At 43.5% G+C, this 13189-nt stretch carries 10 protein-coding genes; 6 read left to right on the top strand and 4 right to left on the bottom strand.

The window, feature by feature from the left end; genetic code table 11:
- Window positions 1-9 precede the first annotated feature (9 nt).
- A complete protein-coding gene (locus Q5866_RS15985) occupies window positions 10-648 on the bottom strand; it encodes a hypothetical protein (protein ID WP_303181296.1) in 639 nt (212 codons plus the stop codon).
- A gap of 108 nt (window positions 649-756) precedes the next feature.
- Entirely contained in the window at window positions 757-1401 is a 645-nt protein-coding gene (locus Q5866_RS15980; RefSeq protein WP_099290663.1) for a hypothetical protein, read from the bottom strand.
- Window positions 1402-1956: 555 nt separating this feature from the next.
- On the opposite strand from Q5866_RS15980, the gene Q5866_RS15975 reads away from it, so the two are divergent.
- The gene (locus Q5866_RS15975; protein WP_303181294.1) at window positions 1957-2097 is read left to right on the top strand and encodes a hypothetical protein; all 141 of its coding nucleotides are present in this window, start codon (window positions 1957-1959) and stop codon (window positions 2095-2097) included.
- Between the two features lie 110 nt (window positions 2098-2207).
- Here Q5866_RS15975 and Q5866_RS15970 read toward each other — a convergent pair whose 3' ends face one another.
- Window positions 2208-3140, bottom strand: coding sequence for an Rpn family recombination-promoting nuclease/putative transposase (locus Q5866_RS15970; RefSeq protein WP_303181292.1), 933 nt, complete (start codon window positions 3138-3140; stop codon window positions 2208-2210).
- A gap of 444 nt (window positions 3141-3584) precedes the next feature.
- Here Q5866_RS15970 and Q5866_RS15965 point away from each other — a divergent pair, with 444 nt between their 5' ends.
- Entirely contained in the window at window positions 3585-4928 is a 1344-nt protein-coding gene (locus Q5866_RS15965; protein ID WP_303181290.1) for a site-specific integrase, read from the top strand.
- Window positions 4929-5283: 355 nt separating this feature from the next.
- On the opposite strand, the gene Q5866_RS15960 is transcribed toward Q5866_RS15965, so the two are convergent.
- Window positions 5284-6159, bottom strand: coding sequence for a helix-turn-helix transcriptional regulator (locus Q5866_RS15960; RefSeq protein WP_303181289.1), 876 nt, complete (start codon window positions 6157-6159; stop codon window positions 5284-5286).
- Window positions 6160-6508: 349 nt separating this feature from the next.
- Between Q5866_RS15960 and Q5866_RS15955 the strand changes: the two genes are divergently transcribed.
- From Q5866_RS15955 to Q5866_RS15940, 4 genes are all read left to right on the top strand, one after another.
- A complete protein-coding gene (locus Q5866_RS15955; protein ID WP_303181286.1) occupies window positions 6509-9709 on the top strand; it encodes a fimbrial protein in 3201 nt (1066 codons plus the stop codon).
- A 2-nt stretch (window positions 9710-9711) separates the two neighbouring features.
- On the top strand, window positions 9712-11406 hold the full coding sequence (locus Q5866_RS15950) for a hypothetical protein (protein ID WP_303181285.1): 1695 nt from the start codon (window positions 9712-9714) through the stop codon (window positions 11404-11406).
- Between the two features lie 25 nt (window positions 11407-11431).
- Window positions 11432-12004 (top strand): DUF3575 domain-containing protein, encoded by a 573-nt coding sequence (locus tag Q5866_RS15945; protein ID WP_303181283.1) that lies wholly within the window; start codon window positions 11432-11434, stop codon window positions 12002-12004.
- A gap of 9 nt (window positions 12005-12013) precedes the next feature.
- Window positions 12014-13189 (top strand): DUF3868 domain-containing protein (locus Q5866_RS15940; protein WP_303181281.1); only part of this gene is annotated, 1176 nt, incomplete at its 3' end.

The raw sequence follows: 13189 nt of genomic DNA, 5'->3' as shown, positions 1-13189 counted from the left end.
GGAGGCGTGTCACTCGTGCCTCACCTCGATGAAAATACTCCGGGAAGCCCTGTCGTTGACGGAGGAGTGGGCGAAGGCATAGGCGAGCGTGTTCCCGGGGGTAAATTTCTTGTGCAGCGGGAATGCCGTTTCTCCGGGCGTTCCCCGTTTGCCTAGGGGGTAAACACGGGATTTTTGTGTTACCGTGTCGAAGAGGACGAGGGTGATGTCATCCGCGTCTTTTGCCACGGGCGAAAGGGCTTGCCGTTGCCATTTCACGTGAACTTCCCGGTTCTCGTGATGTATGGTTACTTCCACCGCGGGAGGTGTCAGGTTCCCTTTGGAGAAAGTGAGGCGTTCCCGGTGTACCGTGGCGGCGAGCGTTTCCTCGTCGATTTCCACGCTTTTCTGGTTCATCCCGATGAAGAGGGTGCGGGCTTCGGAATATGATTTTCCCGGGAAGCCGGCCTGAACTGCCGGGCAAAAATAGCGTGCCAGAGCGGATAAGATGCTGAAGCGAGCCTGTTGCACTCGTTGCGCGGTGCTTTGCTTCTTGCTTTTGAAGCTGATTTTAGCTTTTACCACGTTCCGGTTCCTGAAGCGGCACATGGTGACGTTCCCTACCGAACCCGAGGCGTTATCGAAAAGATGTGAATCAAATATTGCCATAAGATTATGTTTTAAGTTTGAAAAAAAGGTGTGATTGTCATCCGGCAGTCCGCCCTGCAAGCGGACTGCCGGATGATTGAGTCTTTGTCGTGTTTCGTCGGGAACGGGTTATTCCAGTTTCACGTTGAAATACACGTTGTTCGTGAAGGCGTCTCTTGCCTCGTTCGTGAAGAAGGCGTAGACGTGGGCTTTTCCGGCGCCCGCTTTGGCGAGCGGAATGGTTGCAGTTCCGTCGAGGCGGGTGATGCCCGTGTTCTCGATAATTTCCACGCGAAAGGGTTCGTCGTCATAGATCACGGCGAGCATGAACGTATCCTTGTTTCTCTGGCGGCTGACCCACGGGGAGGCTTCCCACGTGATGGAAAGCACGCCTGCTGGGGCTTCCTGTTGCTGCATCCGGAAAGGAACCTGAAGGGCTCCCGGTATCAGCGTCAGCAGTCTGAAATCTCCCACGGTGTAATCCGTGTTGTACGCTTTGATGTTTTCCTTGAGGAATAGGTTGTACCCCGAGATCACCTCCCGGCGGGTAGCTTCCATGCGCCACGCGTGATAAAGAAACGTTTCCTTTATCGTTTGATAATGAGTGACGGCTGCCGCAAGTCGTGCGTTTTGGACTTTCCGCGAGGGAGAGTCCGCGTTTCCGTCGTACGAGGGCAATGCTCTCCCGTACGTTTTTTTGCCTTTTTGGAATATCACCATCCCTTGGTAACGCCCGTGGGCGCCGAGAAGTGCTCCTGATTTAATTTCTACCATGGTTGTTAAATTTTAAATGTAACCTAATACCCTACCGTTCTGTCCCGCTTGCTTTTTCGCAAGTAAATCAAAGGTACTGCCGGCGGGAGCCTTTGTCAAGCCAAATAAGATTAATGTTTGTTAAAACGTGGGCGAAGAGTGGGCGAGGAGTAGGTGAATAGTGGGCGATGCCGCCTATTTGTCAGCCAACTGTCGCCTTTTAATCGCTTAACAGTATAGGAAAACCCCGGTTTGTCGGGGACATAAGGGGAGTAAATACCTGAAAATATTCGATATTTAAAGTATTTAGAGGCGTGTTGTACTTTTTATGAATTTATTTATATCTTTGTCACACGAGCGATGGAGATTTCGCTCGATAGAGTTTAGAACTTTTAAATGTACTAAGACCAAAAATCATCTCCACCGCTGGAAACGAAAAGGTGATCTTTTGGGGACGGAGTGCGTATATATAAAAATTTACGCACCCGTCTTAGTTTTACATCCTCTTTCGTTTCCAGCGGTGGGAGGTGTATGCTAAGATTGGGTGCGTTTTTTTTATGCTCAAAATATTTAGTAATGATAGTTTTTGATCTGATTGTCTGTGATGTACGAGTGGTGTTGTACAAGCAAGACAGCGACCGCCAAATGCAACCAATTCAATTCAAGACGGCGGCGGGGGGAAGGTGGACACTTCCCCCCCTTTCTTTAAGGGGCTAATGTTGATAAGTTAATTCGTGAAGCTCTCTCGTCGAGTGTATAGTATAAAAATAATCTTGATTGCATTATCCGTTTCCAAAAACGAATCAAATATGTAAATCATTTTTTGATTACAATTTTTCAATTTCTTCTCTCGTGAGTCCCGTGAGTTTTGCAATATCCTCGACCGACATACCCATTTTCAGGGCTTGTCCTGCCATTTTGATCCGTTCTCTCATTTCTCCTTCTGCTAATCCTTCTGCTAATCCTTCCGTGCGTCCTTCCGCTAATCCTTTCGCCCGTCCCTCGGTAAATCCCTCTGTGAGTCCTTCCAGTTTAGCTGTATTCAATACATCGTTTTGGATCATAATGGCATCGATATGACGATCGTAAGCCTCCCGTTCGGCTGCATCCATGTTGTAGTAGACTAGTTTTCGGCGGGCTTCTTCCAATCCCGGGGCTTTCGTGTCCGGGCGGATGTATCCGCTCTTGAGGTAATCGATCCACTCTTCCAAGGGGGTTACTGCAACTTTATCAAATTCATTTACCCGAATTAAAAAATACTCGGGGAAGATTTCTGCCGGAAGTCTTCGCACCAGGGCATTTTTTTCTTTTGACGTTACTTGTAAGAAATCCCCCGTGTGTACCTCGGTGAAGATGTTTTGCCCGTGATACAGGTAATCATCTCCTTTCCCGATGTCGAAGTAAAGTATGCTGACCGAGTATACCTTTTTTACTTCCGAGTAGATGTGTCCCAGTTCTATGTGTTCGGTGATGGCTTTTGCCACATCGTACAGGATTCGTTCCAAGTAATACAGTTCCCGTGTGATTTGTACTTCGATGATGATAATATCGTCGTCCCGATCCCGAGCCTTGATGTCTACACGGTTGAACTTGTCGTCTTCGTTCTGCTGGTTTCCCTCGCTCTCCAAAATATCGAGAATGTGTATCTCCTTGTTGAGTAACACGGTCAGAAAACCTTCCAGCACCCCGAAATTTGCCTTGTTGCGCAGCAATCGCTTGATTGCCCAGTCGAAACGGATATACCTGTCTTTGTTGCCCATGGCGTTAATGCATTTGATGTTTTACAAAGTTAAGGTTTTCTTTTTGAAAAATATAAATACCGTCGGAGAACTTTTGGGATAAACCGATTTGCGGGTGGTGGTCGGCACGAAAATCAGGAAAGAGGTGAAGATTGCACTTCTATTGTGAATCTTCAAAGAACATGAGTAAACGGACAGAAATTACAATGCTTGTGTCGAAATTCTCATTGCAATTGATGAATAATTTTCCAAGGGATAGCTTGTTTTAGATGAAAAATAGCTTAAAAAAACATTGAATACTTGAATAAATCTAATGTTGGACTATACTTTGTATTATTGTTAGTCTATATATTTGTTTTATACACGAATGATGCCTTAATTTGCATATAAGAAGTTATCGGATTTTATTCCCGTTGGTAATTTCGGAATGTATTATTTACGATAAAATATCAATAATATAACAGTATGACAAGCATAAATTTTGTGTTGCGTCCTTCTGCTCGTGAAGGTCGCCACCCGGGAAGTCTGGCTGTTCGTCTAATTCATGAACGTCGAGTAAAAACTGTCACGTTAAGAGGATTTCGCCTTTACCCGGAAGAATGGGATAGAGAAACTCAACAAATCGTTTATCCTGAAAGCGATTCGCGTCGGGTAAAGTACTTGGGAGCGTTGGAAAGTAAAATTCATGATGGGGTAGAAATGTTGAACCATCATTTGCTTGTTCTTGAAAAGCAGGGGCGATATTCGGTGGATGACCTTTTGTGTCGGTGTCGTCAGCACATTGATGATGGTAAAATATTGAGATTTACTCAAATTTTGGCTGATAGATTGGAAAAAAGAGGACAATACCGGACAGCCAGAGCTTACCGGACTGTTACCAGAGGGTTAGTCAGATTTAATAAAGGGAAGGATATCCCATTGAGACAAATAAATGCCTGCCTGATCAGGGATTTTGAGAAACACTTGAAAGATACGGGTAGATTACCTAATACCGTGTCTTATTATATGCGTAACCTTCGGGCAATCTATAATAAGGCTGTCGCTGATAAACTTATCCCTAAAGCTAAAGAATGTCCTTTTATAAGCGTGTACAAAGGAATAACCAAAACGATGAAACGGGCTCTTGCATTGGATGAAATTCAGAAGCTATATAATCTTGATTTTGAGAATCTGCTCGCGAATAAAAAAACGGGAAGCAAGGAGTATCGAATCGCGGAAAATCTTTATCGCGCCCAACGCTATTTTGAATTTTGTTTTTATGCCCGAGGCATGAGTTTCGTGGATATGGTTTATCTCCGGAAAGAGAATATCCGGGGTGGTTTTATACGTTATGTGCGAAAGAAAACCGGTCAGCAGATGGAAATAAAGATAACGGCTAAGATGCAGGAGATTCTGGATAGCTTCTCTACAGAAGTACAAGGTTCTCATTACGTTTTCCCTATAATCAAGGAGAGCAGTGGGCGCCTTCCATATTTGCAATACGAGACCGCCCTTCGCTTACAGAATAGCCGACTTAAAAGATTGAGTGTTATGGTAGGAATAAAAAAGCAGATAAGTACGCATTGGACGCGCCATTCTTGGGCTACTATTGCCAAGAAAGAGAATGTACCCATAAGGGTTATTAGTGAATGTCTGGGGCATACTTCCGAACATACAACTCTTATTTATTTGGATTCGCTGGATAATTCCGTGTTGGATGCTACCGGTGAATTGATAGCACATATTGTCAGTTCTCATGTACCCGAACAAATTGAAGGAACATTAATCTCAAAATCTCTTTTACAAACGAATTATAGACTTAGTTATTAGCGAATAATTTGTGACGAAGTATAATGTCATAGTATTCGAGTTTCTTGATTGTATTTTCTTTGCCTCTGTTTCCGGGAAAGCAGTGGTCGAATTTGTCGTGTCCATCAAATAAAAAGTTTACTGTACATGAAGTTTTGCTTGAGTGGATAGGAGGTACATGAGAATAATAAAATGAAAATAGCGGTTTTGTAATTTTTTTTTGTTAACTTTGTATCAGTATATAATATGGATGCAAGCTTATATAAACTCTGACACTTATCAAGTGCCGGAGGGGTGTTATCTCTTGCCAGCTTGATCATAGCAAAAGTAGTGTGTATTTTTTACATAACACTTACCAATGTTTGACTTTCTTTTGTCAATTTCCTCTTTTGGGTATAATATTTTCTTTACGGATTTGGGTTGGGGTTTTTCCTAATTGTCTTTTACAAAATCGAGTAAATTGTGGCTCTGAACTAAAACTGTTTTCATTCGCTATTTGCTTGATTAACTTTGAAGTGAAGATTAATTCTTTAAGGATACTGCTTGCGCGGGATTCTTTCATCCATTGTTGGGGTGTTTGCCCGAACATGGAAATAAATCGTTTGTAAAATTGTTTGTGTGTCAAGTTCATTGATTTGGCCATCTCGTTGACAGAATGGAATTTATTCCAGTTAAGCCGTATGTATTCTGAAAATGCAGTATCTTGAGTTAATATCGAGTAAAAAAATTTATATAAGTCTTCTTTTGAATAGTAAACATACAACATCAATAATAACTCTTTTGTTTTTATATCAAAGTAACAGTCGCATTTTATTCCGTCTGTAATACAAGCGTTTAATTCTTCCGATAAATGCCATAATTGTGGCTTTGCATCTAACACTCCAATCAAACTTCTCGTGTAAGAGTGATAATCATCTTTGTTTTCTCGATTAATAAGGAGTTCTTCTATTCTAAAATTCTCACGCAATTTGATTGGCGTGTCCGGTCGGAAAATAATCATTTTGGTATCGGTAAGAGCAAGATACGAATAAGTTCTTCCGGCCGGCAAGAAAAGAATTTCTCCTTTCATGGTTTCGCGACTTAGAACATCATTGAAAATAAGGCGAAGATGTCCTTGCATTAAAAATACAATTTTATTATCCGTGGTGAATAACTTTCGCTTTTCTCCTTTGTTAATTTGTATAATCTGTACTTGTTTCTCTTGCTCTTGATTATAGCAATCAAAAAGTTTATTGAAATTAGAAATATACATAATGTATTGATAATTAGTTTGTTTTACAAATGTTTTACTTCCAGACAACGGGTTAGTTCTATATCTTGAATAATTCAACTATCTGTTAATGACAGAACTTACTTGCTACTCCAAGTGAGGAATATTCTCCTTTCTGCCATTCATGTTTTACAAATATTGTACAACTGCCATTTTGTAGCAAATAGATTGAGTGACAAAAGATTGAATATAAACCTACTCTAACTTTATTTTTTAGTATTCCGGCACTTGATAAGAGCCGGAGGGGTGTTATCTTGTATCAAGTATAAAAATACTTGTGTGATTAAGGGAGAGAATTATGGAGTATTGTAAAATGTGAAATTCAAAGTAAATGTTTATAAGCAAATATAAATTTATTGTACAGCGGGTAGGGGAAGTTGCATTCTACATGAAAATGTATTTTTATCTTTTGATAGTAGTAGGAGGGGTGCTATGTGCCTGTAAAGACGATTTGGTTTCTTCTGATCTGGATGATGCCTATGTGTACATACAGTTGAATGGCATGATGTCTCAAGCACGTTCTTACGAGGGTGAAAAAAACGGAGAAAACTTGGATAATAAGGTTTTTACACTTCGTGTACTGGTGTTTGATAAGAATGGAAATGTACTCGATGCCTTTGACGAGCCTACTTCGGGTAATGCCAAGTACACTATTTTTAATACATCTGTTGATGTAGTGCGTCACCCTGTAAAGGTAAGTGTCGCCCCCTACACGATGGTGTTCATCGCGAATGAACCGGAAGGGACTACGTTTTTCGATAATATTAAAAAACTGGCTGATTTACACGAGATAGCTTTTCCAGCGAGTGCTTTCGATAACAATAAAATGATACCCATGATGCAGGTGATTAAAGATGTAACGGTACAGGCTGGGGGTAAGGTGAAATTGGGTAGCGGGACATTGACGGATATTAATGACTACACGAGAAGTGTCTTGCCAGATGAAGGGCTTTACGCGCCCGATGCCGAAACCTCGCTTTTGATATTGCGCCTTGACCGCTTGGCGGTGAGAATGAACGTCACGTTAAAGTCAAGGTTTAGCACTATGGCTGAAGACTTTCAAGGTATCACGTTGACGGAGATTCCGGATAAGGTACCTTTGTTTAAAAACGATTATACCGGAACAATCAACCTGAATGGGACGAGAGAATACCCGGCAAGCCGTTTCTCTGACGGAACGATCGATGCAACCATATTGTGGTCAAAGAAACTGGACAGGATCGTGCTGCCTGCTAATTTGCAACCCGCGAAAACAAATGCGGACAAAGCTACAGAGCTTATCGTCAATATGCCGGATGATAAATACAGTCCCTCGTGCAAATTGAAAATACTTGATTCCGATTACAATTTGCCTTATAATACTTGGCTTGATTTCGAAGGTACACTTAACAAATCCCTTGAGGTGAATATTGAGGCAAAGGATTGGACGGATGTAAGTAATAATTGGCAGATAGGTGGTGTCCGTATACTTAATGTGTCGCAAACGAAGGCAGATATTACCGATTATAACGGGGTGCGGATTACGTTTTATTCGAGTATGCCGGTTGCGAGAGTGAAAAACACGGTAACTGTTCTATCCGGAGGTCCCACGAAAAGCGTGACTTACGGATTTGTTAGTGATGGTTCCAGTGAGATGTACACGAATTATATTTTTAATGATTTGTCTGCCAATTCTTCTACATCGAATACGAATATATACTGGCCGTATAACCCGGAACCCACCCGTTTCTTTTATGATGCAACCACAGGTTTCGGGTATATGGATATATTGGTGAATGGATATACGGCTAGAGGCTTAACAACGCCCGACCCCGCAGTTGGATACGATAATGCCAACACCAAAGAGGCGGGCACTTATAGATTAACGCTTTTGGCAGAGGAAGCCGATGGTTCCAATCAGATGCAACGTACGATTGATGTTACGGTGACTCAAAACGGGTATCGTTTCAATTTTAGTCCGAATATAAGTAGCCCGACCGGATACGTGGGAGCCTTCTTCCGGAGTGATGAGACCGGAGAGAGAATTATCAGCGGGCAAAATATGGTATTCAAGTACGCGAGTTATAACACGCCTGCCGAATGGGAGGCTACCGTCGATTATGAAGGAGGCGGGGATTGGGTTGTGTTGAGTAGTACCCCGAGTTTCGATCCCGGTTTGGGGACAGATAGCCCGGGTGAGGCAGAAAACTACAAAGTAAATCCTAATCTCTACAAAGGGGAAAATGGGAAGAAGGTGAAAGGTACGGGACGGATTTACTTCAGGATAGGATGTAAGTCGGCAAACCCGAATAAAGGAACTAAACCCAGATACGCGAGGATAACACTTTATCATAGGAATCCGGCAGTTAGTGGACATGAGTTTATGACAACTTATTTGTACGTGCGTCAAGGAGAGGAACCGGATTATCTGATGCGTGCGACAGACGTGATGCAGATTTACCCTGCGGGGACAACATCCGGGGCGGGGACATTAAAAGCGCGAAGTAACACTCGCAAGTTTTCACCTTACAACGTGACAAGTTCGGCATTTAAACAAAATCCTGCCAATAAGGTCGCGTACGACATTGTCGGTCTTAACGCCGGGGCGCACGTGGATTACCCCACGCAAGGCGGGGCGTTTTTTCAGCTTGGAGTTCGGCTTGACAGAACTACGCTCCATAGAAGGGCTTTTTTTCCTGCATTTGCAAGCGGAAGCGTAGAAACCGAGAGCGGAGGATACATTAAAACAGACGGTTCGGGGGGGACATGGCAAGATGGATTGGACTGGTATGGTTATAATGCAAGATGGGGTAGTAACGCTAACAATTACTTGTATTGGGATTATAAAAACCCCGGTATCACTCAAGAAAAATTGAAAGACTATTTAGAGTCATGCCCCCCGGGATACAGGCGTCCCAATGACGGGAAAACGGGTTACGATGAAAGTAATAATGCGGCAGTAAAATTAGCACTAAACAACAGTCCCGAGCAAACCATGTTGTCCGAGTGGAGGACTTCTTTATTTGTAAATCCCCAGTCCGGAAGCGCAAGTGACCGTGCCAACGATAACGCAGAGCCCGCGGAGCGTGCGCCGGGGAAATTTAAGGAAGCGAAACTAGACGAGATTACGTTTGGGTTTTATGCCGATGGTTTTTTCGACAGGCGTCCGATAAAGCAGTATAGTAATATGAGTAATGTGGGTGGGACATTTAAATCTGTAAAATATTATGCCGTTTCGGGGGATAATGCCAATATTGCTTTTCGGGGGACTTTGTTTCATAATCCCAAGTCGGACAGTTACGCGTCGTTATTTTTTCCGGCAGCAGGACGTCGTTCCGCGGAATCAGGCGGTGGTCCGACTAACGGGCGTTTGGAATTTCGCTCCTCGGCAGGTTATTATGCCTCTGCCTCCACTGCCAATGGTTGGTCTGTAACAAGTTCCAATAGAAATGTTTATTGGAATATGTGGGGTATGGAGTTTAGTTACATGTCTTCTTGTCCTATGACAGAGAATATAATAGACGCTGTGAGCTTACGTTGCGTGTTAAAATAACAATGATGAACTATATACTAAAATACATATCAACTTTTTGCTGTAGACCACCCGTGGTGGTCGTGTGGATGTTGTTTGTATTGGCGTCGTGTATTGGTGAGAAAACCTTCGCTCCCGATGAGGGGGATGACCGGGTTACACTTGAATTATTCACGCGGATGAACGAGTATGCCTTGCCGGAGGCGCGAGCCGGTTCTGCCGATAGCGGTGTTGATACGGAACCTTATGTCATTGTGTTTAAAGATAACGGGAGTAGTAGTTATATTTTTGAAGAAGTGGCAAAATCATACCGTGTACCGGGAAAAAACAAAACTTATGTTGCATTAAAAAAGCAGACCGCGCTATGCAAGCTGTTATTATTTACCAATACGCAAGATAACTTTTATGCAAAGAGCGGAACTGTTTTTACTTCGTATGTTTTTAACGAGGAAAACTTGAAAACCGTCTTGGAGGGGAAAACTTTAGAGCAGGCTTGTGACATCCTTTATACCGAACCGTTACCGAATCCGATAACGGATGTGCCTTTTACCAATCCGCGAAAGAAGTTGCCCTTGAGTCTTGTTTACCAACCTTCCACGACGGGGATTAACGATAACACGACCATCGGTACCGATACGGACAAGCTACAACTTGGTCGTGCCGTGGCCCAAATAGTGGTAAAAAACACTGCCACCAATTTTACCTTACTTGCAGTTTCCGCGGTCGTCAACGCTCCCAAACGCGGGGTATTGCACAACCTGTCGACTACAGCCCCGCCCGCGATGGTCAGCGGTGACGCAGTCGTCAATTACAAGAAAACAACCGGGGACATTGCGTTAGCCACCGGCAACACCACCAGTAGTAATCCCGTGTACCTGTACGAATCGGAAACAAACAATAATACAAGTCTTGTAATAAAAGGTACATACCAAAGTAAGACCTATTATTACAAAATGGATTTGTTGGATAACAATAAAAACGAGATAAATATTTTACGCAATTATAGGTATACCTTTAATATAACCGAAGTAAATGATGTAGGACATGGTTCAGTGGAAGAAGCTATCAATGCTGAGGCTTTCAATCATATTATTAAAATCACCCTCACGATAGACAATACCGATGCTTATGAAACCACGAGGTTCGATAATTACTACCTGTCTGTAAGTAACTCTTGTTATATATTATATCACGCGACAACTACCGCGAGTTCAAATTTGGTCGCGTTAAAGTTGATTGTCAAGAACAGTGGTGGAGAGACCGTAACCGGAAACCTGTCGGCAACCGGGGGGATCACGGTGTCTCCAAGCAGCTTGTCGGTTACGCCCGGTAGCGAGCAAGCAACGAATGTGACGATAACCATTCCGGCAAACCTTACGTCGGGAACGGTCACTATCAGGTATGGAAATATTTATAAAGAAATAACGGTGGAGAAGAGAACAACTGCATGGAGTAATGGGAGTACAAAAGCCGCTAAACCATCAGGAGATTTCAACTATTACTGCGTATCGGGTACCGCTACTGGCGCTGTTGACTTACTGCCGTCCAACGGAACGGCGAGAGGCGATACTCAAAATATTACGGTTGACGATGGAATTATTCTGGTAAAACGAACCGGAACCGGTGTTGCCAGTTTTTACCTTTCGACTGCCATGGAACCGGGTTCCAGCAGTACGGGTGAGGATGTTTCCCGGCGTATAAAAGTAGAATTAAAGTAAATATATCTAATTGTCGAATATATAAATGAAAAAGAAGTTTATTCTCATATTATTGATACTTGGAGGTTGTACCGTGAAGACGTGGGCACAACAGGTTGGCGTGAAGAGTAACCTGCTTTATGACGCTACCACCACGATGAATTTAGGATTGGAAATCGGATTGGCACGTAAGTGGACTCTCGATATTCCTTTCAATTGCAACCCGTGGAAACCGGCCGATGGCAGGCGATTGGCGCATTTTGGCGTACAGCCGGAAGTGCGTTATTGGTTCTGCGAGCGCTTTACCCGGATGTTTGTCGGGGTGCATGCGCATTATGCCGATTTCAACGTGGGTGGGTGGCCTAACTGGTCATTTATCAGCAAGAATATGCAGAACCACCGTTACGAGGGAGAACTGTACGGCGTCGGGTTCAGTTTCGGGCGATCGTGGATATTGAAGAGACGCTGGAGTATAGAGGCTACCGTCGGTGTGGGATATGCTTATATAAAATATGACAAATATCCTTGCGCGGAATGCGGGTCAAAATTGAAAGACGGTCACAAGAATTACTTCGGTCCCACCAAAGCAGGAATTTCATTGGTGTATCTCATAAAATAAAGGAAAGTGATGAACAGGATATTAAAATACATAACGGTAATACTGGTGATATTCCAAGTGGGTATAGTTCATACCGCGGCACAAAACCGTTCTTACACGGGAAATGTCATCGTGAAAACCGCACGCATGGAACGAGTGGAAAACTTACTTCACGTGGATATAGATTTCATTTTCGACAGACTGAAAGTCAAGTCGGCGCATGGAATAGATTTGATCCCGCAACTGGTTACCCCGGAGCAGACATACGATCTCCCGAAGATATCTTTTAAAGGTCGGGACGAATACTTGGCACACGAACGGAAATTGGTGCTTGCCGGTTATAAACAGTTGGTAACCAAAAATGAATCCCACGTGATTGAAAAGGTTAGTAAAAAGAAAAACGGGATATTTAGTTACCATTATACCCTGCCTTACGAATCATGGATGGCATACGCCGCCCTTGATATGCAATATGACGAATGCGGGTGCGGTGACACGGAATTGATGAGAGTAGAGCGTCTTCTTGATCCGACTCCGCCTGTTGAAGAATATATTGTTACCCCTTACCTCGTGTACATCCAACCGCCAAGGGAAGAGGTCAAACGCCGGGAAATTCACGCCGAATGTTTCCTCGATTTCGAGGTCAACCAAACCGTGATTCGCCCTTACTACATGAATAATCCCAAAGAGTTGTCCAAGATTCATGATATGATTAACAGCTTGAAGGATGATCCCAATATCACGGTGAATCGTTTGGATATCACGGGATTCGCTTCGCCGGAGGGGACACTGGCGGGTAACCAACGCTTGTCGGAAGGACGTTCCAGGGCTTTGGCAAACTATCTTGCCATGCAATATGATTTCCCGCGTAACATATACCATATCTTTTTCGGGGGAGAGAACTGGACAGGTTTGGTTAAGGCCGTGGAAGCAAGTCACATGGAATACAGGAATCGGATACTTGACATTATCGAGTACACGCCATCCCCGGCAGAAAGGAAAGACAAACTGAAACGATTGGCGGGAGGCGTTCCCTACCGTCATATGTTGCGTACGATCTATCCGAGTCTGCGTGTTGCTATCTGTAAAGTTGACTATAACGTGAAGAACTTCGATGTTGAAGAGGCAAAGGTCGTTATGTTGACCAGTCCGCAAAACTTGAGTTTGAACGAGATGTTTTTGGTGGCAAATACCTACCCGTACGGG

This window comes from uncultured Butyricimonas sp., from assembly GCF_959596855.1.
In the GTDB taxonomy this organism is placed as follows: domain Bacteria; phylum Bacteroidota; class Bacteroidia; order Bacteroidales; family Marinifilaceae; genus Butyricimonas; species Butyricimonas muris.
Note: the sequence above shows the minus strand (reverse complement) of the source record. Positions and strands in the feature narration are given on the sequence as shown.